The organism is Streptomyces noursei, from assembly GCF_016917755.1.
Taxonomy (GTDB): domain Bacteria; phylum Actinomycetota; class Actinomycetes; order Streptomycetales; family Streptomycetaceae; genus Streptomyces; species Streptomyces yunnanensis.
Genome location: NZ_CP070326.1, coordinates 4,940,521 through 4,962,032 on the forward strand (window position 1 = coordinate 4,940,521; position 21,512 = coordinate 4,962,032).

Annotated in this window: 16 protein-coding genes; 8 read left to right on the forward strand and 8 right to left on the reverse strand. The window is 71.1% G+C overall.

Features of this window, described 5'->3' with window-relative positions; all coding sequences use genetic code 11:
- Window positions 1–103: 103 nt before the first annotated feature.
- The 3 genes from JNO44_RS21790 to JNO44_RS21800 all read left to right on the forward strand — a co-directional run bounded on the left by JNO44_RS21790 (window position 104) and on the right by JNO44_RS21800 (window position 3,036).
- Window positions 104–1,120 (forward strand): cation diffusion facilitator family transporter, encoded by a 1,017-nt coding sequence (locus JNO44_RS21790; RefSeq protein WP_205365747.1) that lies wholly within the window; start codon window positions 104–106, stop codon window positions 1,118–1,120.
- A gap of 100 nt (window positions 1,121–1,220) precedes the next feature.
- Complete coding sequence (locus tag JNO44_RS21795) at window positions 1,221–1,817, forward strand: DUF11 domain-containing protein (RefSeq protein WP_205365748.1); 597 nt, start codon at window positions 1,221–1,223, stop codon at window positions 1,815–1,817.
- Window positions 1,818–1,962: 145 nt separating this feature from the next.
- On the forward strand, window positions 1,963–3,036 hold the full coding sequence (locus JNO44_RS21800) for a hypothetical protein (RefSeq protein ID WP_240167607.1): 1,074 nt from the start codon (window positions 1,963–1,965) through the stop codon (window positions 3,034–3,036).
- Between the two features lie 68 nt (window positions 3,037–3,104).
- Here JNO44_RS21800 and JNO44_RS21805 read toward each other — a convergent pair whose 3' ends face one another.
- On the reverse strand, window positions 3,105–4,046 hold the full coding sequence (locus tag JNO44_RS21805; RefSeq protein ID WP_240167608.1) for an NADP-dependent oxidoreductase: 942 nt from the start codon (window positions 4,044–4,046) through the stop codon (window positions 3,105–3,107).
- A 189-nt stretch (window positions 4,047–4,235) separates the two neighbouring features.
- On the opposite strand from JNO44_RS21805, the gene JNO44_RS21810 reads away from it, so the two are divergent.
- The gene (locus JNO44_RS21810; RefSeq protein ID WP_205365749.1) at window positions 4,236–5,393 is read left to right on the forward strand and encodes an ABC transporter ATP-binding protein; all 1,158 of its coding nucleotides are present in this window, start codon (window positions 4,236–4,238) and stop codon (window positions 5,391–5,393) included.
- An 81-nt stretch (window positions 5,394–5,474) separates the two neighbouring features.
- Here JNO44_RS21810 and JNO44_RS21815 read toward each other — a convergent pair whose 3' ends face one another.
- Genes JNO44_RS21815 through JNO44_RS21825 form a run of 3 tightly spaced genes read right to left on the reverse strand, consistent with a single transcriptional unit; the run spans window position 5,475 to window position 7,866 of the window.
- Window positions 5,475–6,467 (reverse strand): ABC transporter substrate-binding protein, encoded by a 993-nt coding sequence (locus JNO44_RS21815; protein WP_420882667.1) that lies wholly within the window; start codon window positions 6,465–6,467, stop codon window positions 5,475–5,477.
- On the reverse strand, window positions 6,464–7,138 hold the full coding sequence (locus JNO44_RS21820) for an ABC transporter permease (RefSeq protein WP_205365750.1): 675 nt from the start codon (window positions 7,136–7,138) through the stop codon (window positions 6,464–6,466). Before JNO44_RS21820 ends, JNO44_RS21815 begins: the two co-directional genes overlap by 4 nt.
- A complete protein-coding gene (locus JNO44_RS21825; RefSeq protein ID WP_205365751.1) occupies window positions 7,135–7,866 on the reverse strand; it encodes an ABC transporter permease in 732 nt (243 codons plus the stop codon). Before JNO44_RS21825 ends, JNO44_RS21820 begins: the two co-directional genes overlap by 4 nt.
- A 308-nt stretch (window positions 7,867–8,174) precedes the next feature.
- Here JNO44_RS21825 and JNO44_RS21830 point away from each other — a divergent pair, with 308 nt between their 5' ends.
- Complete coding sequence (locus JNO44_RS21830) at window positions 8,175–8,981, forward strand: polysaccharide deacetylase family protein (protein ID WP_205365752.1); 807 nt, start codon at window positions 8,175–8,177, stop codon at window positions 8,979–8,981.
- Between the two features lie 174 nt (window positions 8,982–9,155).
- Here JNO44_RS21830 and JNO44_RS21835 read toward each other — a convergent pair whose 3' ends face one another.
- Window positions 9,156–10,436 carry an alpha/beta hydrolase gene (locus tag JNO44_RS21835; protein ID WP_189858776.1) on the reverse strand — a complete coding sequence of 427 codons (1,281 nt, stop codon included), beginning with the start codon at window positions 10,434–10,436 and terminating at the stop codon, window positions 9,156–9,158.
- Between the two features lie 754 nt (window positions 10,437–11,190).
- Here JNO44_RS21835 and JNO44_RS21840 point away from each other — a divergent pair.
- Together JNO44_RS21840 and metG are read left to right on the forward strand one after the other, a co-directional pair.
- The gene (locus JNO44_RS21840; RefSeq protein WP_205365753.1) at window positions 11,191–12,834 is read left to right on the forward strand and encodes a vWA domain-containing protein; all 1,644 of its coding nucleotides are present in this window, start codon (window positions 11,191–11,193) and stop codon (window positions 12,832–12,834) included.
- 281 nt (window positions 12,835–13,115) lie between these two features.
- Window positions 13,116–14,831 carry a methionine--tRNA ligase gene (gene metG, locus JNO44_RS21845; RefSeq protein ID WP_205365754.1) on the forward strand — a complete coding sequence of 572 codons (1,716 nt, stop codon included), beginning with the start codon at window positions 13,116–13,118 and terminating at the stop codon, window positions 14,829–14,831.
- A 155-nt stretch (window positions 14,832–14,986) separates the two neighbouring features.
- Here metG and aspS read toward each other — a convergent pair whose 3' ends face one another.
- A complete protein-coding gene (aspS, locus tag JNO44_RS21850) occupies window positions 14,987–16,774 on the reverse strand; it encodes an aspartate--tRNA ligase (protein WP_205365755.1) in 1,788 nt (595 codons plus the stop codon).
- A gap of 271 nt (window positions 16,775–17,045) precedes the next feature.
- Between aspS and JNO44_RS21855 the strand changes: the two genes are divergently transcribed.
- Complete coding sequence (locus JNO44_RS21855) at window positions 17,046–19,232, forward strand: ATP-binding SpoIIE family protein phosphatase (protein WP_205365756.1); 2,187 nt, start codon at window positions 17,046–17,048, stop codon at window positions 19,230–19,232.
- Here JNO44_RS21855 and JNO44_RS21860 read toward each other — a convergent pair.
- Both JNO44_RS21860 and JNO44_RS21865 read right to left on the reverse strand, forming a co-directional pair.
- Window positions 19,148–20,308, reverse strand: coding sequence for an AI-2E family transporter (locus tag JNO44_RS21860; protein WP_205365757.1), 1,161 nt, complete (start codon window positions 20,306–20,308; stop codon window positions 19,148–19,150). The two genes, JNO44_RS21855 and JNO44_RS21860, sit on opposite strands and share 85 nt — an antisense overlap.
- A gap of 160 nt (window positions 20,309–20,468) precedes the next feature.
- On the reverse strand, window positions 20,469–21,422 hold the full coding sequence (locus JNO44_RS21865) for a pirin family protein (RefSeq protein WP_205365758.1): 954 nt from the start codon (window positions 21,420–21,422) through the stop codon (window positions 20,469–20,471).
- Between the last annotated feature and the right edge of the window lie 90 nt (window positions 21,423–21,512).

Below are 21,512 nucleotides of genomic sequence, written 5' to 3' on the forward strand. Positions count from 1 at the left end.
TTGACGGTAATGACAACGGTCACCGGTGCAGCCTTTGGATCTTTTGCCGAAGTGCGGTTTGCTTCGCTGCGAGGAGCAAGGTGGAGCCAGGAAGGAGCGCGCCATGACCGAGCACGCCCATAGTGGGCACAGCCACGCGCACGGCCACACCCATGGTGTGTCCCCGGACGCCGATCGGCGCTGGCTGCGGGCCGCGCTCATCCTGCTGACCGCCTACATGGCGATCGAGGTGGTCATCGGTGTGCTGGCGCAGTCGCTGGCGCTGATCTCGGACGCCGCCCATATGCTCACCGACGCGGTCTCGATCGTGCTGGCCCTGGTCGCGATGCGGCTGGCCGCCAAGCCCGCGCGGGGCGGCTACACCTACGGCCTCAAGCGCGCCGAGATCCTCTCCGCGCAGGCCAACGGCATCACCCTGCTCGTGCTCTCCGTCTGGCTGGCCTACGAGGCGGTCCAACGGCTGATCTCGCCGCCCGAGGTCACCGGCGGGCTGGTGGTGATCACCGCGCTGTCCGGCGTGGTGATCAACCTGATCTGCACCTGGTTCCTGTCCAAGGCCAACCGCTCCAGCCTGAACATCGAGGGGGCCTACCAGCACATCCTCACCGATCTGTTCGGCTTCATCGCCACCGCGATCTCCGGTCTGATCGTGCTGACCACGGGGTTCCAGCGGGCCGACGCGATCGCCTCGCTCGTCGTCGTCGCGCTGATGCTGAAGGCCGGTACGGGGCTGGTACGGGAGTCCGGACGGATCTTCATGGAGGCTGCCCCGGCCGGGATCGACCCGGACGCGCTGGGCGATCACCTGGTCGCCGCCGACCAGGTCGTCGAGGTGCACGACCTGCACATCTGGCAGATCACCTCCGGTCAGCCCGCGCTGTCCGCGCACATCCTGGTCGCGCCGGGCGGCGACTGCCACAAGGTCCGCCGCAACCTCCACGAGCTGCTGCGCACCGACTACGGCATCACCCACGCCACCCTCCAGGTCGACCACCTCGGCGAACAGGACGATGACGAGCTGCTGACCCTGAGTCCCGGGCCCCGGCCCGAGCAGCCCTCCGGCAGCCACTGCGACGACTCCCACGGCCCCGTCCACCGCCCGGGACCGCACCGGCACTGAGCCACCCGCCGTCACGGGTCCACCCGCACTCGGGTGAACCCCGCCCCCGGGCACGGCCGCGAGCCGTCCGCACACGGCGCCGCACTGCTCGGATAGCGGCATGAGGACCGCCGCTGCCTGCGCGGTGCTGTGCGCCGCCGCGTTCCCCGCGCCGCCCGCCGCCGTGCCCGCCCCGCTGGACCCGCCGGCCGTCGAGGTGACGGTCACCGACGACGTCGACCATGCGGAGGCCGGGCAGCAGCTCGACTACCGCATCACCGTGCACAACCTCGGCGCCGACGAGGTGCCCGGCGCCCGCGTCGAACAGGAGCTGCCGGCCACCACGGTCTCGGCCACCGCCACCGACGGCACCGTCGAGGACGAGGCCACCGGCGGGCGGAAAGCGGTCTGGCACGCCGATCTGCCCGCGTACGGCATCACGGTCTTCAGCGCCGGCGCGGTGCTCGGCGCCCGCCAGTCCCCGGACACCAGCGCCGCGCCGGGCACCCGGCGGGCCGCCACCACGGTCTGCGTCTACACCGCCCGGTCCGCCGCGCCTCTGGCCTGCTCCGGGGACCTGGACGACCTCCCCGAGTCGCGGCCCGAGGCGGAACACGGGAACGGTGTGGGGTGGGCGATGGGGGCCCTGGCCTGCGCGCTGTTCGCCCCCGGGGTCGTCCGGGCGGTCCGGCGCGGGCGGACCCGGCGGTCCGGCTGAGCGGCGCGCCCGCCGCGGCCCTTACCCAGGTGGCCGCCCCTCCGCACGGATCACCCATTGGTACCGGCCCCGGTCGCGGCCGGCCGCCGCACCGACTTGCCTGGAGCGTGGCAGCAATCGCCGCTTTCAGGAGGGACCGCGACGCATGTCAGCGAGTGCACCCGCACGCGCCGACGGCCGGGTGACGGCGGCGCGCTGCCCACCGGGACGGCCGCGCCGGGGCCGCTCGCTGGCCGGCGCGACGCTGCTGCTGATCGGAACGCTGCTGCTGCCGCTGAGCCTGGCCGCCGTCTGGGCCCGGGCCGAACTCACCGACACCGACCGCTATGTGGCCGCGGTCGCCCCGCTCGCCGGAAACCCCGCCGTCCAGGACGCGATCGTCGACGACGTCACCAACGGCGTGATGCCCCACGTCCGGCTCGACGGCCTGCTCAAAGTGGTGCCGCGCGCCGAACGCCCCGCGCTGCGCCGGAAGTTCACCCGCGGCATCCGCGAGTTCATCGACAAGCAGGTCCGCCAGGTCGTCACCGGCCGCTCCTTCCCGGAGGTCTGGACCGGGGTCCACCGCACCGCCCACCGCACCCTGGACGGCACGCTGACGGCCTCCGGCGACGCCCCCGTCACCCTCGACCTCTCGCCGGTCATCGAGCGCGTCCGGCACCAGTTGTCCGGCAACGGGCTAGGCATCGACATCGTCCGCCGCGTGCCGCACACCGGCACCTCGATCGTGCTGCTGAAGTCCCCCGACGTGCCCCGGTTCCGAGCCGCCTTCCAGGCCGCGCGCATCGGAGCGCTCCTGCTGCCGCCGACCGCCGGGCTCTGCCTGCTGGCCGGCCTGCTGCTGATCCGGCGCCGGCGGAGGGCGCTGATCTGCACAGCCATCGGCGGCGCGGTGGCCTGCGCCCTGTTGTCCGCGGCCCTGGCGCTGCTGCGCACCCGGCTGCTGGCCGCCCTGCCCCCCACGGTTTCCCGTCCCGCCGCCGACGCCTACACGGACGCCCTGACCGCCTCCCTGCGCTCCGGCGTCTGGACGGCGATCGGCGCCGCCGCGCTCACCGTGGGCCTCGCCCTCACGGGCCCGCTCGCTGCCCGCCTGCGCCGGTCCTCGATGCCGGGCCGTCGGCCCGGGCCGGTTCCGCGGTGGGTGACGTCCCGTGGGTTGCGGGGCGCCCGCCGGCGTGCCAAGCGCCGGTTCGGCGACGACGGACCGAACCGGTAGCGACTTCCCGAAGTACGCGGCAGGCCCGAGCTGGCAACGGCCCGCTCGGGTGGCGGGGCGGAGCGTCCTCAGATGGCCAGGACGGTCTTCCCCTGCGCCCGCCCGGTCCGGCTGGCCGCCAGCGCCTCGGGCGCCCCCTCCAACGGGACTTCCAGACCCACGAGGACCGTGAGGCGGCCCGCGTCGAGGTGCCCCGCGAGGATCTCCAGGAGCTGCGGAGAGGGGCGGTTGACGAAGTTGAAGCCGCGCAGATTGTGCTCGGTGAGCACATCGGCATCGGCGGAGCCGATCAAGGAGACCGCCACCCCGCCCTCCCGCACGGTCCGGGTCAGTTCGACAAACCCCGCCGCGTCGCTGGTCATGTCGATCAGCACGTCCACCCCGTCCGGATGTGCCGCCAGGACCTGGTCGGCGACCGGCCCCGCGGTGTGATCGACGGTCTCCGCCGCACCCAGCGTGCGCATCAGCTCCGCCTTGGACGGGCGGGCGGTGGCGATCACCTCGGCGCCGCGGCCGGCCGCGAGCTGCGTGGCGAAGGTGCCGACCCCGCCGGTCGCGCCGACGATCAACACCCGCCGGCCCTCGCCGATCCGGGTCTCCTCGACCAGGTTGTACGCGGTCATCCCGGCCGTCGGCACGGCCGCGGAGGTCGCATAGGTGACGCTGCGGGCGGCCAGGGCGATGGCGCCCTCCTCAGCCACGGCGAATTCGGCGTACGAGCCGCCGCCCCGGTCTGGTCGCTGGAACTGGCCGAACACCGGATCCCCCACGGTGAACCGCCGTACGCCACTGCCCACCGCGACCACCTCCCCCGCTCCGTCCGTCCCCAGGATCAAGGGGAAAGAGACTTTGACAGCATCCCCGAACATGCCGTCGGCGAGCTTCCAGTCCACGGGGTTGAGGCCGGCGGCGGCCAGCCGCACCAGGACCTCGCCGGGCCCCGGTTCCGGCTGGGGCAGCTCCATGAGCTGCGGGTCCGCACCGAAGGCGTTGACTGCTACGGCTCTCATCTGGCGTTCCCTTCCACCCTTTCGAGGAGGCGGCCAGAGTGGATCGTAAGCACGCCGGTCGGGCCGGGCGCAGCAGGACGGGAGGCGGTGCCCCGGAAGCAACTCGTACGGCCCCCGTCGCCGTTCCGTTTCCCCACTCGATTGCCCGCATGACGGGACCGGGGCCGGGCCGCGGGATTCAATGGCGCAATGATCCGGTTCGATTCGGTCACCAAGAGCTACCCGGATGGGACCCTCGCCGTCGACGACCTTTCCTTCGAGGTCGGTGAGGGCGAGTTGGTCACCCTCGTCGGCCCGTCCGGCTGTGGCAAGACGACGACCATGATGATGGTGAACCGGCTCATCGACCCCACCAGCGGCCGGATCTTCGTCGACGGCGAGGACGTCTCCGGTGTCGATCCGGTCCGACTCCGCCGCCGGATCGGCTATGTCATCCAGCAGACCGGCCTCTTCCCGCACCGCACCGTCCTCGACAACACCGCGACGGTGCCGTTCCTGACCGGATGGAAGAAGGCCAAGGCGCGGGAGCGGGCCGCCGAACTCCTGGAGCTGGTCGGGCTGGACCCGGGCGTCCACGGCTCGCGTTACCCCGACCAGCTGTCCGGTGGGCAGCGCCAGCGGGTCGGGGTGGCCCGCGCGCTGGCGGCCGATCCCCCGGTACTGCTGATGGACGAGCCGTTCGGCGCCGTCGATCCGGTCGTCCGGGACCGTCTCCAGAAGGAGTTTCTGCGGCTCCAGGGCACGATGCACAAGACCGTCCTGCTGGTCACCCACGACATCGAGGAGGCCATCCGGCTCGGCGACCGGATCGCGGTCTACGGCGCCGGGCGGATCGAGCAGTTCGACACCCCGGCACGGGTGCTCGGTGCCCCCGCCACCCCGTACGTCGCCGAATTCGTCGGCGCCGACCGGGCGTTGAAGCAGCTCTCGGTCACCCTCATCGACCGCGACGACCTGGAGCGCCCGCCGTTCGCCCGGCTCGCCGAGCCGGCCGCGGACGCGGTGACCCGACTGCGGGGCGAGGGCGCGCGCTGGGCAGTGGTGCTCGACGCCGACGGGGCACTGCACGGCTGGGTGGGCACGGAGAGCCTGGCGGGCGCAGGGGGAACCGTGGCGGACCACGCCCGCCGGATGGAGGCGTGGATCCCGGCGACCGGGACCCTCAAGGCGGCGTTCAGCGAGATGCTCAAGCACGACGCCGGCTGGATCGCGGTCCTGGACGGCCAGCGGTTCCTGGGCGTGCTCACCCCGAACACGCTGCACGAGGCGCTGCGCCGCACCATCGCCCCGGAGGAGCGGGGAGTCTCGCGGGGGCGGCCCGAGGTGGACTCGGTCCCGACGGAATGAGGCGGTGCGGGACGGATCCGGTGTTTCACGTGAAACGGCATCGGGGGAGTGGCGTTTCACGTGAAACGTCGCCCGACACCGTCAGCTCTTGCTCAACAGCCCCTTCGACACGAGGTAGTTGTGGGCCACGTCGCCGGCGAGCCGGCGCCAGCTGTCGACCTGTTCGTTGAGCCGGGCCAGGTCCTCGGTGGTCAGCACGCGGTTGAGCCGGTTCAGCGCCGCGGTCGGGCGGGCGCTGCCGGCCCTGGAGCGGTTGACGACGGGCACGACGTAGTCGGCGTTCTGGAGCTTGCGGTCGTCGGCGAGGACGACGAGGCCGAACTGTTCGAGGGTGGCATCCGTGCTGGTGGTCAGCACCATCTGGTCCTGGCCGTTCTGGACGGCCTGTTTCGCGGGCGTGGTGCCGACCCCCTTGGGGTCCACGGCGGTGATGTTGATGCCGTACGTCTTCCGCAGCCCCGGTGCGCAGAACGGCCGCTGGACGCACTCGTCACCCGCCGCCAGCCGCACCGGCAGCTTGGCGCGACCCAGGTCGCTGAGGGTGCGGAGGCGGTGCTCGGCGGCGTAGGCGGCACGCACCGCGAAGGCGTTCTGGTCGACGGCCCGGCCGGGCGGGAGCACCGTCAGACCGCGGGGGGCGGCGAGCCGGCGCAGTGCGGTCATGGTGGCGTCGAGGTCGGGGGAGGCGACCGGGGCGGTCTGGGCTCCGTGCTCCTTGGCGTTGAGCCAGTCCGCGAAGGTGGCGGCGTATTCGGGGACGACATCGATCTGGCCGGCCTCCAACGCGGGTTCGTAGAGCTCGCGGTTGCCGACGGTGAGCACATGGGTGCGATAGCCGGCCTGGCGGAGCAGCGCCGCGTACATCTGCGCGAGCAGCTCGCTCTCGGTGAAGCCGGCCGAGCCGATGGCGAGTTCGCGGCTGTCGCCGGGCGCGGCGGTGATCGCATCGCGATGCTCCAGCGACGGCCCGCCGGCGCAGGAGACCAGGCCGGTGAGCACGGCCAGGGCGGTCAACGCGCGCAGTGCGCCGCGCACGAAGCGGAGCGGGGCCGGGGCCGCTCGGGACGTCCTCACCTCTGCCGCCCGCGCGCCCGTGCCAGCGCCAACCGCTGCACCAGCTCGAACAGGGCCTCCATCAGCAGCGCGAACACCGCGACCACCACCGCACCGGCCACCACCTGCGGGGTACTGGCCAGGTTGAAGCCGGCGGTGATGATGCGGCCGAGCCCGCCGCCGCCCACCAGCGCGGCCAGCGTGGCGGTGGCCACCAGTTGCACGGCGGCGATCCGCACCCCGGTGAGCACCAGCGGCAGGGCGAGCGGAGCCTCCACCCGCCACACCAACTGCACCCCGGTCATCCCCATGCCCCGTGCGGCCCGGACCACGTCCTGGTCCACCTCGCGCATCCCGACATAGGCGTTGGTCAGCAGTGGCGGCACGGCGAACAGCACCAGCGCGATGATCGTCGGCCACTCTTCGTGCCGCCCGATCGGGGTCAGCAGGAGCAGGACCAGGACCGCGAAGGTCGGCACCGCGCGGCCGACGTTGGCCAGGTTGACCGCGAGCGCGCCGCCGCGGCCCAGGTGCCCCAGCGTCAGCGCGATCGGCAGGGCGATGAGGGCGCTGAGCACCAGGCAGGCGAAGGTCAGGGCGGTGTGCTGGGCGAGCCGGTGCCAGACGCCGTTCTCGCCGGACCAGTTGGCGGCGGTGGTCAGCCAGGCCCAGACCGCGGCGGGGGTGCTCATGCCCGCCTTCCGGAGGCGGTGGTCAGCCGCCTCCCGCGCGCCGGTCGCGGGCTCCGGCCCGCCCGTCGCCACGGTGTGAGCAGCCGCTCCACGCCGAGCAGCAGCAGGTCGAAGGCGACCGCGATCAGCACGCAGAGCACGGACGCGGTCAGCACCTGCGCCTTGAAGTAGGCGTTCATGCCCGCGTAGATGAGGTTGCCCAGCCCGCCGTACCCGACGATCGCGCCGACGGTGGTCAGGGCGACCGCGGAGACCGTGGCGATGCGCAGTCCGGCCATGGCGGCGGGCACCGCCAGCGGCAGTTCCACGGTCAGCAATTGCCGCATCGGCCCGTAGCCCATGCCGCGGGCGGCCTCCTTGGTTCCGGCCGGGACGCCGTCCAGCCCCGCCAGGATGTTCCGGACCAGCAGGGTGAGGGAGTAGAGCGCCAGGCCGACCACGACGAGGGTGGCGGAGAGCCCGTAGACCGGCAGCAACAGCGAGAACATCGCCAGCGAGGGGATCGTGTAGATCACGGTGGTGATGCCGAGCACCGGACCGACCGTCCAGCGCCGGCGTCGGGCCAGCAGCGCCAGCGGGAGCGCGATCACCAGCCCGAGCCCCACCGAGACCACGGTCAACTGCACATGCTGGCCGACCGCGTCGAGCAGGATCTGGCGACGGGTGCTCAGGTAGTCGCCGCAGATCCAGTCGTTGCGGGCCAGGCAGTCGTCCGGCGGGGCGGTCACAGCAGCAGTCCACCGCGGACGCGGCGGGGTGTCGCGCGGGGCGCACCCGATCGGGCTGTCGCACGCGGCGCATCACACCTCACCCCGCCTATACACGAGGTGTGTACCTCATGTGTATAGTCCTTGGAGTCCGTACGGCAGACGTTCGGCGCGCCGGGCCGATGGCCCGTCCGCGCCCGCTTCGCCGTGCCCGGACCCCCGGTCGCCGATGCCCCGGGGACCACCCGTGAGCGAAGGGCTTCGAGGAAGAACGCCGAGTACGCCACAGCAGCCAGCACCCCCGCGAACGACTCCAGGAAAGACATCGCATGCCGAAGCAGATATCCGCGGCCCGCCGCTCGTCCATGGTCGGGCTGCTGACGGCCGCCTCCCTGGCCCTGGCCCTCAGCGGCTGCGCCAGCTACGACGTCACCGCACCGGCCGACGCGCGGGCCGACGCCCCGGCGACCGATGTGAAGGCCAAGGACGCCAAGGACACCAAGGGCGGGGACGCCGGCGGCGACGTCGACTGCCGCAAGGCCAAGTGCGTGGCGCTGACCTTCGACGCGGGCCCGAGCGAGAACACCAACCGGCTGCTGGACATCCTCAAGGAGAACAAGGCCCACGCCACGTTCTTCATGCTCGGCAAGAACCACATCGCCGAGCGCCCCGCCGAGGTGAAGCGGATCGACGCCGAGGGCCATGAGCTGGCCAACCACACCTGGTCCCACCAGATCCTCACGGAGATCAAGCCGGACGAGGTCAAGCGCGAGCTGTCCCGGGTCCAGGACGAGGTCCGCAAGATCACCGGCAAGACGCCGACGCTGATGCGCCCGCCGCAGGGCCGGACCGACGGCACGGTCTCCGAGATCAGCAAGGAACTCGGTCTGGCGCAGGTCCTGTGGAGCGTGACCGCCAAGGACTACGAGACCACCGACTCGGCGCTGATCACCAAGCGGGTGCTCGACCAGACCAAGCGCGACGGCATCATCCTGCTCCACGACATCTACAAGGGCACCGTGCCGGCCGTCCCCGGCATCCTCAAGGAGCTCAAGAAGCGCGGCTACACGGTCGTCACCGTGTCCCAGCTGCTCTCCCCGGCGAAGCCGGAACCGGGGATGGCCTACCGGCCGTGAGCCGGGCCCGCCGGGGCGGGCCGGGTCCCGTTGGGGCGGGACCCCACGGCGCGGGCGGTGAGCGGCCGGGGACAGAACGGCGTCCTCACACGGGGGACCGGCCGTACGACGAAGGGGGCGCCGGAACAGTCCGGCGCCCCCTTGCGCATGCCCCCGCCCCGGGCGGCTCTCACCTCACCCCTGAGGGCGCTCGGCCTCCACCCGCTTGTGGGACCGGTCATCGGCGGGCGCCTGCCCCTTGGCCGCACCCTTCGTCTGCCCGGGCGCCGGCTTCTGCGGCGGGTTCGGCTCGGTGTCCTGCGGGAAGGTCAGCTGCTGGCTCTGCCACTCCAGGGCCGGTACGACCTCCCGCCGCCAGGTCCCGAACTGGTGGCTGCCGTGGGGCAGGATGATCGAGTCGACCCGCATCGGCGGCTTCACCGCGTGGATGAACTTCATGGTGTCGCCGTAGTCCGACTCGCCCTGGCGGCTGCTGGCCACCAGCACCGAGACCTGCGGCGAGGGCAGGTTCTGCAGCCGCCACAGCAGATCATGCTCGCGCTGGTGCTGGGCGCCCGTCGGGCCGGGACCGAAGAGGCTCCCGGTGGTGAGGTCGTCCTTGATCGCATAGTCGCCGGAGAGCGAGACCGCCGAGGTGTACGCCTTCGGGTTGCGCATCGCCAGCTGAAGCGAGCAGGTACCGCCGGACGAGTACCCGAACGCGCCCCAGGCGCTCGGGTCATGGCCCACCCGGTAGGCCGACTTCATGGCGTCCGGCAGGTCCTTGGTGAAGAACGTCTCGGCCTGCGGACCGCCCGGCACGTCCACGCACTCGGTGTCGCGCGGCGGCGCGATCGTCGGCCGCACCATAACGATCACGGTCGGCTGCATCTTGCCCTGCGCGATCAACTGGCCCGCGTTCTGCGGGATCTGGAGATGCTGCGCGAGGTTCATGATCCCGCCCGGGTAGCCGCTGATGACGACCATGACGGGGAAGCGCTGCCGGTGGAACTGCTGCTGGAAGTACTGCGGCGGCAGATACACGAAGCCCGGGTTGATGGCCCGGGTGCGGCGGCCGATGATCCGTACGGACTCGACCTTGCCCACCTTGCTGGCGGGCCCCTGCGGCAGTCCGGTCACCCGGTCGAGCCCCTGGGGGCCGGCGGGCTGGATCAGCCCGCCCTTGATGTTGCCGACCGTGGCGTACTGCCCGTCGCCCTGGCTCACCGAGGCCGGGGCCTGCTCGTTGTTGCCCAGCAACTCGTCCCAGTTGCCGTAGAACTCGAAATTCGCGTTCACCGCGAGGGCGAGCGCGGACACGATCGACAGCTGGGTGACCACGATGGCCCCCAGCCTCCCCAACACGTGGCGCCACCCGTTCCGCGACAGCCGGGGCCAGAGCCACACCGTCGCGGCAACACAGACCACCGCCAGCACGATCACCGTGATTTCGAGCGACTGACTGGTCAGCCCCATGCGCCCACATCTCCCGTCACCCTCGAAAGGGTTCTTGCCTTCTCACCGGCCGCCCCCCGAGGCACAACGGGCGGCTCAGGACAATGGTCACCGGAGAAGACGGGCGCATCCGGGAATCGGATACCTGCACGACTTACTTCTTACCGAGCTCTTGCCTGTTCGTTTCCCCCACGTGATGTGCATGGGCGGGGCCGGGAGGTCCGTCACAACCGACGGAACCACGTGCATGTTTCACGTGAAACGACGTGCCGGTGAACACCTGGCGACAAGATGTCCTCTTCAGCACCGAGATCGCCGCGGACCGAACCGCCTCACCGCCCCCGTCCCGAACTATCCTGACCACCACGCCAGTTGCATCGCTGCGCCTCGGGTCGCAGCAGCACCCCGCGTCGACATCCCCGACAATTTCGCTATCCGTCGCATTGAGCACGCCATACGCCACTTCCGCACCATGCGGGGGATCAAGACCCGTCCTGCAAACGGTCACGTCGTCCCTTTTTAACGATCAATCGGGGCTTTTCCGCAAAGGATGCGTGCACATTTTCCCTCGCCCTGTGTGTGTTTTCCGGACCGGCGATGCGCTGGCCGAAACCGCATCCTCGCTCAACACCCCCGTATGGCCCACCGTGCGAGGCGCGGGTTCCCACGATCAAGCCGGTGCAGGCCGCTACCCTTACGTAGCCGTCCTGGTCAGGGACATGTCCGCGCTTCACGGACATTCGCCGCACCCACCACATGCAAGAGAGGTCAGCCGATGGGCATTCGGAGTCTGCTGCGCAACGCCTTTGGTCGCTCCAAGGCGACCCGCGACGGATCCGGCGCGGCCCGGGACAGCACCGACAAGCCGGAATCGGCAACCATCCCGGAGGCCCGCGAGGAATCCACCCCGGCTCCGGCCGCCGCGACTCCCGAGGTCGAGGTCCCCGCCGCCCGCACGGCACCCGCCGAGCCCGCCGAGTCCACGCCCGCGCCGGCGCCGGTCACCGCCTCACTGCCCGCCCAGAGCCGGCCGGTTGAGCGCACACCGGAGCCCGCGGCGAAGGAGGAGGCACCCGTGCGGGACGAGGCTCCCGTGCGGGACGAGCCGGCGCCCGCCCCCGAGGCCACGAAGCCGACGGCCGAGGCGCCCCAGCCCCAGGCCGCCGGCAAGGAGACCGACGAGGGCACGGAGGCGGTCGCGGACCAGGGCACGGCGACGCCCGAGGCCCCGCGCGAGGAAGCGGCCACCGCCAAGGAGCTCGCGGAAGAGCCCACGGCGAAGGACGAGCGCGGGTCGGGGTCCGACGCCGCTCCGGCCGCCAACGCTCCGGCCGCTGCCGACAGCGCCGCCGACCTGGTCAGCCAGGCGTTCGACACCCCGGCGACCGCCGCCGCGGCGGAGGAGGCGACCGAGCCGACGCCGGACGCACAGCCGGCGCAGGCGAAGGAAAGGGAAGAGGCCCCGGCGGCGGACCGGCCCTCCGACATGGAGGACGCACCGGCCCCGGCCCAGGCCCAGGCGGAGCAGGCCCAGGAAGAGACCGAGAAGGCCGAGGCAGAAGCGACGCCCGAGGTCGCCGACGCTCCGGCGGCGGCAGCCACCGAAGCCGCCGCCGAGCCGACCCCCGAGCCGGCCGCCGAGGTCACGGAGTCCGCCGAGGTCACCGCGCCCGCCGAGACCGTGGAGCAGGCTCCCGCCACCGACGCACCCCACCCGGTCGCGGCGGTCGCCCCCGCCCTCCTCCCGCTCTACGACGCGGCACGGACCACGCTGGAGAAGCACCAGCTCACCCAGCAGCGCGCCACGGTCTACCTGGTTCTCGACCGCTCCGGCTCGATGCGCAACTACTACAAGGACGGCACCGTCCAGCACCTCGCCGAGCAGGCCCTCAGCCTCTCCGCGCACTTCGACGACAAGGCCACCGTCCCGGTCGTCTTCTTCTCCACCGACGTGGACGGCACCGCCGACCTGGACCTCACCACCTACGAGGGCCGGATCGAGGAGCTGCACTCCGGCCTCGGCCACATGGGCCGGACGAACTACCACTGGGCCATTGAGGCCGTCGTCGAGCACTACAAGAAGTCGGGCTCCGCCCACCCCGCGTTCGTCATCTTCCAGACCGACGGCGCACCGACGTCCAAGCCCGCCGCCGAGCGGGCCCTGTGCGAGGCGGCCGGGCTCCCCATCTTCTGGCAGTTCATCGGCTTCGGTGACCCGGAGGCCAAGGGCTTCGACTTCCTCCGCAAGCTCGACGACCTGACCGTCCCGGAGAAGCGCGTCGTCGACAACGCCGGCTTCTTCCACGCCGGCCGCGACCCCCGCGGCCTCTCCCACGACGAGCTCTACCAGCAGCTGATGGTCGAGTTCCCCGAGTGGCTGACCGAGGCCCGCACCGCCAAGGTCCTCAAGGACAGCTGACCCACGGCATCTCCCGCCTCTTAAGCCGCGGCCGGACCCGATCGGGTCCGGCCGCGGCTGTTTCACGTGAAACAGGGCAGAAGAGCGCAGGCCGTGTGCGTGATGATGGACGGAGAGGGACATCGGGCCCGTTTCCCGTGGAACGAGCGGGCGAGTCACCGCTCGCGGCTCCCTTCCGAGCCCGAAAATGCTCGAGCGGGTACCCCTACCCCGTCCAGTACGATATTGACGTTGCGTAAAGCAAATCATCACTCACCGTAGCGACTTGGGAGCAGCCGGCAATGGCTCGACACCTCATCACCAGCGCCCTTCCGTACATCAACGGGATCAAGCACCTGGGCAACATGGTGGGGTCCATGCTCCCGGCCGATGTGTACTCCCGGTACCTGCGGCAGCGCGGTCACGACGTCCTCTACATCTGCGCGACCGACGAGCACGGCACGCCCGCCGAGCTGGCGGCGAAGGACGCGGGGCAGTCCGTCGCCGAGTTCTGCACCGAGCAGCACCACAAGCAGAAGGCGATCTACGACGGCTTCGGGTTGGAGTTCGACCACTTCGGCCGGAGCTCCTCGCAGGAGAACGTCGAGCTGACCCAGCACTTCGCGCGCAAGCTGCACGAGAACGGCTTCATCGAAGAGCGGGCCATCCGCCAGGTCTACTCGAACGCCGACGGCCGCTTCCTGCCCGACCGCTACATCGTCGGCACCTGCCCGCACTGCGGCTACGACAAGGCGCGCGGCGACCAGTGCGAGAACTGCACCCGGGTCCTGGACCCGACGGACCTGATCGACGCCCGCTCGGCGATCAGCGGCAGCGGTGACCTGGAGGTGCGCGAGACCAAGCACCTCTTCCTGCTCCAGTCGAAGCTCCAGCACGAGGTCGAGGGCTGGCTGGCCGGCAACGGCAGCAAGGAATGGCCGACCCTGGCGTCGTCCATCGCCCACAAGTGGCTGACCGAGGGCCTCCAGGACCGGGCGATCACCCGCGACCTGGACTGGGGCGTACCGGTGCCGGCCGATGTGTGGCCGGAGCTGGCCGCCGAGGGCAAGGTCTTCTACGTCTGGTTCGACGCCCCGATCGAGTACATCGGCTCGACGAAGGAGTGGGCGGACCAGGCGCCGGAGGAGCGCGACTGGAAGTCGTGGTGGTACGAGGCCGATGACGTCCGCTACACGGAGTTCATGGCCAAGGACAACGTGCCGTTCCACAGCGTGATGTTCCCGGCGACGCAGCTGGGGACCCGCGAGCCGTGGAAGCGGGTCGACTTCCTCAAGGCGTTCAACTGGCTCAACTACTACGGCGGGAAGTTCTCCACGTCGCAGAAGCGCGGCATCTTCACCGATGCGGCGCTGGAGCTGCTGCCGGCCGACTACTGGCGCTACTTCCTGATGGCGCACGCCCCGGAGTCCGACGACACGTCCTTCACCTGGGAGCTGTTCTCGTCCTCCGTCAACAAGGACCTGGCCGACACCCTCGGCAACTTCGTCAACCGGGTGCTGTCGTTCTCGCGGAAGCGGTTCGGCGACGAGGTGCCGGCGGGCGCCGAGGCCGGGGCCGCCGAGCAGAAGCTGGGCGAGGAGATCGCCGGGCTGCTCGCCGAGTACGAGGGCCACATGGAGGCGCTCCAGTTCCGCAAGGCGTCGGCCGCGCTGCGCGCCCTGTGGAGCGCGGGCAACTCCTACCTGGAGGAGAAGGCCCCGTGGCTGGAGATCAAGACGGACAAGGACGCGGCGGCGCTGACGCTGCGGACCGCGATGAACCTGATCCACCTCTACTCGGTGGTCTCCGAGCCGTTCATCCCGGCGTCGGCGAAGGCCATGCGGGGCGCGTTCGCGCTGGAGGGCGACACGGCCGCGTGGGTGTCGCAGGACGAGGCCAAGGCGCTGGCGTTCGTGCCCGCCGGGACGCCGTTCACGGTGCCGCCGGTGCTCTTCGCGAAGATCACCGAGGATGACCTGGAGTCCTACCGGGAGCGGTTCGGCGGCGACGAGGGCTGACGCCCGACACGCGGAGCTGACAACGCAGAAGGGACGCCCCTGGACCGTTCGGTCCGGGGGCGTCCTTCGTAGGGGGCCCACGGCGGCGGGCTTCCCCCCAGGGATGCGCAGGGGCCCGGGACCACCACCGTGGTCCCGGGCCCCTGTGCGCCGTCCTACTTGGTCGGCTTGTACGGCGTCGGCTTCGCCGGGCCGGTGCGGATGCTCAGGTGCAGCTCCTTGAGGCGGGCCTCGTCGACCTCGGACGGGGCGCCCATCAGGAGGTCCTGCGCGTTGCCGTTGAGCGGGAAGGCGATGGTCTCGCGGATGTTGGGCTCGTCGGCGAGCAGCATGACGATCCGGTCGACGCCGGGGGCGATGCCACCGTGCGGCGGGGCGCCGAACTTGAAGGCGCGGAGCATGCCGCCGAACTCGGCCTCCACGGTCTCCTTGTCGTAACCGGCGATCGCGAACGCCTTGTACATGACGTCCGGCTCGTGGTTCCGGATCGCGCCGGAGGACAGCTCGGTGCCGTTGCAGACGATGTCGTACTGCCAGGCGAGGATGTCCAGCGGGTCCTTGGTCTCCAGCGCCTCCAGGCCGCCCTGCGGCATGGAGAACGGGTTGTGGGAGAACTCGATCTTGCCGGTGTCGGCGTCGCGCTCGAACATCGGGAAGTCGACGATCCAGCAGAAGCGGAACTCGTTCTCCACGAAGTGGCCGGCGCGCTTGGCGGCCTCGACGCGCACCGCGCCCATGATCTTGGAGACCTCGTCGAAGTGGCCGGCGCCGAAGAAGACGGCGTGACCGGGCTTCAGGTCGAGGGCCGTGACCAGCGCCTTGACGTCGTCGTCGGTGAGGAACTTGGCGATCGGACCGGCGAGCGCGTTGCCCTCGCCGACGCGGACCCACGCCAGGCCCTTGGCGCCCTGCGCGACGGCGAAGTCGCCCAGCTGGTCGAAGAACTTCCGCGGCTGGTCGGCGGTGTCCGGCACGGCCAGGGCGCGGACGTGCTTGCCGGCGAACGCCTTGAAGCCGGAGTTCGCGAAGACGTCGGTGACGTCCACCAGCTCCAACTCGGCGCGCAGGTCCGGCTTGTCGGAGCCGTACTTGAGGATCGCCTCGCGGAACGGGATGCGCGGGAAGGGCGAGGTGACCGTGCGGCCGTTGCCGAACTCGGTGAAGAGCTCGGTCATCAGCTGCTCGATCGGCTGGAAGACGTCCTCCTGCTCGACGAAGCTCATCTCGACGTCGAGCTGGTAGAACTCGCCCGGCGAGCGGTCCGCGCGGGCGTCCTCGTCGCGGAAGCAGGGCGCGATCTGGAAGTAGCGGTCGAAGCCGGCGATCATCAGCAGCTGCTTGAACTGCTGCGGGGCCTGCGGCAGCGCGTAGAACCTGCCGGCGTGCAGACGGGACGGGACCAGGAAGTCGCGGGCGCCCTCGGGGGAGGTCGCGGACAGGATCGGGGTCGCCATCTCGTTGAAGCCGAGGGCCACCATCTTGTGCCGGATCGCGGAGATCACGGCCGTGCGCAGCATGATGTTGCGGTGCATGCGCTCGCGGCGCAGGTCGAGGAAGCGGTATTCGAGGCGCTTCTCCTCGTTGACACCGTCCTCGGCGTTGATCGTGAACGGGATCTGCTCGGCGGCGCCGAGCACCTCGACCTCGCCGACCTCGATCTCGATCTCGCCGGTCGGCAGGTCGGGGTTGACGTTCTCGGTGCCACGGGCGCTGACCTTGCCGTCGATGCGGACGACGGTCTCCTTGGTCAGCGAGCCGAGAACCTCGTTGGCCGGGGTGCCGGGGCGGGCGACGAGCTGCACGAGACCGTAGTGGTCGCGCAGATCGATGAAGAGGATGCCGCCCAGGTCACGTCGATTGTGCAGCCAGCCGCTGAGACGGACGTCGGTGTCGACGTCCGCGGCTCGGAGCTCGCCGCAGTTATGGGACCGGTACCGATGCATCGCTCATCCAAGTCGTCGCGAGTCGAGGTGGGGAGCTGACGGGTGGGAAGGGGAGATAGCAGGCTCGCGTGCCCGATCGATCGCCTTGTGGATCACCCGAAAGACCACCCCAGGAGTGGCATAACCGCTCCAGGTTACCGCCCGGCTCTGGCGAGCTGGTTGACATATACCCATCAGAGTCCCCCCGGTGTGAAACCGGGCCTCCGGGCTGCGACGATGGTCACGTCCGGCTCGCTGGTCGGGCCACGCCAAATCCCCCTAAAGTAATGCAATGCGCACCAAGGACCTCCTGGCCGCCATCGCGACCGGCCTGTGGCGCTGGGACAACGCATCCGGCCGAGTGACCCTCGACGCGGAAGCGGCCCGGCTGCTGGGGCTTCCCACGGAGCCGGCCGAACTCACCGAGGCCGCCGTGCGCTCCCGTTTTCATCCCGTCGACTTCGCCGAGATCAACGGTGTCGTCCAGCTCGCGGTCTCCGAGGGGACGGTCGCCGAGGCGCGGCTGCGCATCGTGGACGAGCGCGGGCGGGTACTGCGCGTCGTCCGCTCCCGCTCCCGGCCCCGGATCGTCAACGGCGACTTCGAACTGGTCGGCACCCTGCAGGAGGTGCCCGAGCCGCAGCCCGGCACCTCCGCGGCACGGTCCCCGGTCACCGGCGACTGGCACCGCTCGCGCGAGGCGTTCCTGCTGGACGCGGGCCGGGCGCTGGCCGAGGCGCGGTCCACTGCCGAGGTGCTGCGGGTCGCGGCCGGGCTCTCCATGCCCGGGCTCATGCCGGACGGCCTGGCGGTCTTCGGCATCCGAGGCGACCGGCTCTCGGTGATCGGCCACCACGGGCGCCTCCCCGGCGACGAGCTGCCCTTCTCCGAGATGATGTTGGAGACCGACTATCCCGCCGCCGAGGTGGTGCGCACCGGCCGGGCGATCTACCTGCCCACCCCGGAGGACTACCAGCGCCGCTACCCCGCCACCTGGCCCCTGGCCGCCGATCTCGACTGCACGTCCTGGGCGTATCTGCCGCTGGTGAACGCGGGCCGGACGATCGGCGCCTGGATGGCCGGGTTCGCCCAGCCGGTCGGCTTCACCCCGGACGAGCGCTCGGTGCTGACCACCGTCGCCCGGATGCTGGCCCAGGCACTGGCCAGGGCCGGTGTGCAGGAGTCGCAGCACGAGCTGGCGGTGGGGCTGCAGCGGAGCATGATGCCGACGGTGCAGCCGGACATCCCCGGAATGACGGTGGCGGCCCGCTATGTGCCGACCGGCGGCGGACTGGAGGTCGGCGGCGACTGGTACGACATGATCCCGCTGCCGTCCGGGCGGATCGCGCTGGTCATCGGGGACGTCCAGGGCCACGACGTACGGGCCGCGGGCCTGATGGGGCAGCTGCGGATCGCGCTGCGCGCCTATGCCTCCGAGGGGCATCACCCCGACGCGGTGCTCTCCCGCGCCTCCCGCTTCCTCGCCGGGATCAACGAGACCGAGTTCCGCGGCCACGGCGAGGACCAGCGCTTCGCGACCTGCCTGTACATAGAGGTCGACCCGGCCACCGGATTGCTCGACGTGGCGCGGGCCGGCCACCCGGACCCGGCGATCCGGATGGCCGACGGCGCGGTGATGATCCGGCCCACCTCGGGCGGGCTGCCGCTGGGCATCGACCCGGACGGCGACTACCCCACCACCCGGATCGTGCTGGAGCCCGGCGAGACCATGCTGGTCTGCACCGACGGGCTGATCGAGACCGGCGGGCACGACCTGGAGACCGGCTGGGGACGGCTGCGCGACGTCTTCGAGACGCATGGCACCGGGACCGACGAAGGCGGTGCGGAGAGCCTGGAGCAGCTGGCCGACGCCCTGGTCCAGGCGGTGCACGGCCCGTCGTCGCACCACACCACCGGTCCGCTGGTGGACCGTCGCGAGGACGACATCGCCCTGCTGCTGCTCTCCCGCGAGGGTGCCAGCTGCGGCGTGGGCGCCGGGGACCGGCTCGCGCAGCGGCCCGGGCGGCGCACCGTGTTCTCCGTCGCGCAGGCGGAGCCCGAGCGGATCGCCGCGGCGCGGCGCCAGATGCGCGATGTGCTGCACGACTGGCGCGACCCGGACCAGGTGGATTCCGCGGCCCTGCTGGTCTCCGAGATCGTCACCAATGTGCTGACGCACACCGACGGGGACGCGCTGTTGGTGGCCGAGGTCTCCGGCGAACGCGGTACCCGGCGCCTCCGGGTCGAGGTCGCCGACGGCAGCGACGAACTGCCGCACCGCCGCCGGCCCGGTGAGCTGGCGTCCTCGGGGCGCGGCCTGGTGCTGCTGGAACTGCTGGCCGGGGCGTGGGGAGTGGACCCGCGCGGGGACGGCAAGTCGACGTGGTTCGAGCTCTACGAGGGCGCCGGGGCGGCGGGAGAGTCGCCCGGCGCGGTGTCGTCCGGCGACGAGGAGTCCGTCCCCGAGCCCGCCGCGTAGTGCTTGCGCAGTTCGTGCAGGACGCCGGAGATCGCCGCGGTGAGCGGGACGGACAGCAGCATGCCGAGGATCCCGGCGACGCTCGCGCCCGCGGTGATCGCCAGCATGACGACCGCCGGATGCATCTGGACCGTACGGCTCTGGATCATGGGCTGGAGCACGTGGCCCTCCAGCACCTGGACGGCGAGGACCACGCCGAGCGCCCAGAGCGCGATCACGACGCCCCGGTCCGCGAAGGCCACCAGGATCGCCACGGCGCCCGAGATGAACGCGCCGAGGTAGGGGATGTAGGCGCCGACGAAGACCAGCGCGCCCAGGCCGAGCGCACCGGGAACGTCCAGGATCAGCAGGCCGACGGTGATGCAGATGGCGTCGATCAGCGCGATGAAGGTGGTACCACGCATGAAGCCCTCGATGGACTGGAAGCCGCGGCGGGCCATCCGTTCCAGCTGAGGGGCCGAGTTGCCCGGCGACCAGTCGTGCAGCGCACCGACCGCCTTGTCCGCGTCGCGCAGGAAGAAGAACGTCAGCAGCAGGGCCAGCACCGCGGCGGCGATGAACTGTCCCACGATGCTCACGCCGGCCAGCAGCCCGGAGGCGGCGGTGCTGCCGAACTTGCCGACCAGCGTCTTGGCGTTGGTGGCGAGATCGCTGAGTGAATTCCCGGCCACGCCGAAGTGTTTGGTGAGATCCGCCGCCGCGTCCTTGAGCGAGGCGATGATCTGGTCCCCGGTGTCGACCAGCGCGCTGACCACGACGTATCCGGCGCCCCCGACCACGACCATCAGAAGGGCGCAGGTCAGCCCGGCCGCCAACGAACGGTTGAGCCGCATCGCCACCAGCCGCCGGTACACCGGACCGAGCAGCGCACTGCCGAGCAGAGCCAGCAGCACGGGGGTGACCGCGGCACTCAACTCGACGCAGAGCCAGACGCCGACGGCGACCACCGCCGCAACCAGCAGTCCGGCCGCGCACCATGCCGCGGCGCGGCGGGCCTCGATCGGGAGCAGGGGCGCAGAGTGCGGCGGCCCGCCGGGCTGGGCGCCGCTCCGGTCTTGATCCGAGTCGTTTCGCACTCGGACAGTCCACCACGGCAGGGCGGCCGGTGAGGCGTATTGGGCCCCTCCCTCACGGGCCGGGATGCGGCCCGCACCGGGGCGTTTCACGTGAAACACGTGTGTGGGGGCGGTGTTTCACGTGAAACACCGCCCCCACGATCCCGGCATCAGCGGCCGCTCATAGCGCGTCAGCGGGAATCGTGCCCAGCCGGCCGGCCTGGAAGTCCTCGAAGGCCTGGGCCAGTTCGGCGTGGGTGTTCATGACGAACGGTCCGTAGTGCATCATCGGCTCGCGGATCGGCAGCCCGCCCAGCAGCACCACCTCGAAGTTCGGACTGCGCGACTCCTGGCTTTCGTCGGCCCGGATCGTGAGCGCGTCGCCCTCTCCGAAGACCACCGCCTGGCCTATGTGGAACGGACGGCCCTCCGCACCGGCGGTGCCACGCCCGGCCAGGGCGTAGGCGAGGCCGTTGAAGTCCGCACGCCAGGGCAGCGTGACCTCGGCACCCGGGCTCACCGTCACATGGATCATCGTGATCGGGGTGTGGGTGACGCCCGGCCCCTGGTGACCATCGATGTCACCGGCGATCAGCCGCAGCAGCGCACCGCCGTCGGCGGAGGTCAGCAGCTTGACCCGGCCGCCACCGATGTCCTGGTAGCGCGGCGCCATCATCTTGTCGCTCTTCGGGAGGTTCACCCACAGCTGGAGGCCGTGGAAGAGACCGCCCGACATCACCAGCGACTCCGGCGGCGCCTCTATGTGCAGCAGGCCGGAGCCCGCCGTCATCCACTGGGTGTCGCCGTCGTTGATGACCCCTCCGCCACCGTGCGAGTCACGGTGCACGAACGTGCCGTCGAGCAGATACGTCACGGTCTCGAAGCCGCGGTGCGGGTGCCAGGGCGTGCCCTTGGGCTCTCCGGGCGCGTACTCCACCTCGCCCATCTGGTCCATCATGATGAACGGGTCGAGGTGCCGGTAGGCGATCCCGGCGAAGGCGCGGCGCACCGGGAAGCCCTCGCCCTCGAAACCGCTCGGGGCGGTGTTGACGGTCAGCACGGGCCGGGTGCGTGCCCCGGCGGGCGCGGCCACCCTCGGCAGGGTCAGCGGATTCTCTATGGTCACGGCGGGCATGACGGCCTCCTCGGTTGTTCGCGCTTCAAACAAGTTAGTTGAAAGCTGAACAACTGGCAAGGCGTGCGCCATTCCCGATTCGACCCCATG

What these genes read in the sequence shown, in the direction of transcription:
- JNO44_RS21790 (WP_205365747.1), top strand. Translation starts at nt 104, where the DNA reads ATGACCGAGCACGCCCATAGTGGGCACAGCCACGCGCACGGCCACACC.
- JNO44_RS21835 (WP_189858776.1), bottom strand. Translation starts at nt 10,436, where the DNA reads ATGGGGCTGACCAGTCAGTCGCTCGAAATCACGGTGATCGTGCTGGCG.
- JNO44_RS21830 (WP_205365752.1), top strand. Translation starts at nt 8,175, where the DNA reads ATGCCGAAGCAGATATCCGCGGCCCGCCGCTCGTCCATGGTCGGGCTG.
- aspS (WP_205365755.1), bottom strand. Translation starts at nt 16,774, where the DNA reads ATGCATCGGTACCGGTCCCATAACTGCGGCGAGCTCCGAGCCGCGGAC.
- JNO44_RS21855 (WP_205365756.1), top strand. Translation starts at nt 17,046, where the DNA reads ATGCGCACCAAGGACCTCCTGGCCGCCATCGCGACCGGCCTGTGGCGC.
- JNO44_RS21810 (WP_205365749.1), top strand. Translation starts at nt 4,236, where the DNA reads ATGATCCGGTTCGATTCGGTCACCAAGAGCTACCCGGATGGGACCCTC.
- JNO44_RS21805 (WP_240167608.1), bottom strand. Translation starts at nt 4,046, where the DNA reads ATGAGAGCCGTAGCAGTCAACGCCTTCGGTGCGGACCCGCAGCTCATG.
- JNO44_RS21865 (WP_205365758.1), bottom strand. Translation starts at nt 21,422, where the DNA reads ATGCCCGCCGTGACCATAGAGAATCCGCTGACCCTGCCGAGGGTGGCC.
- JNO44_RS21800 (WP_240167607.1), top strand. Translation starts at nt 1,963, where the DNA reads ATGTCAGCGAGTGCACCCGCACGCGCCGACGGCCGGGTGACGGCGGCG.
- JNO44_RS21795 (WP_205365748.1), top strand. Translation starts at nt 1,221, where the DNA reads ATGAGGACCGCCGCTGCCTGCGCGGTGCTGTGCGCCGCCGCGTTCCCC.
- JNO44_RS21840 (WP_205365753.1), top strand. Translation starts at nt 11,191, where the DNA reads ATGGGCATTCGGAGTCTGCTGCGCAACGCCTTTGGTCGCTCCAAGGCG.
- metG (WP_205365754.1), top strand. Translation starts at nt 13,116, where the DNA reads ATGGCTCGACACCTCATCACCAGCGCCCTTCCGTACATCAACGGGATC.
- JNO44_RS21820 (WP_205365750.1), bottom strand. Translation starts at nt 7,138, where the DNA reads ATGAGCACCCCCGCCGCGGTCTGGGCCTGGCTGACCACCGCCGCCAAC.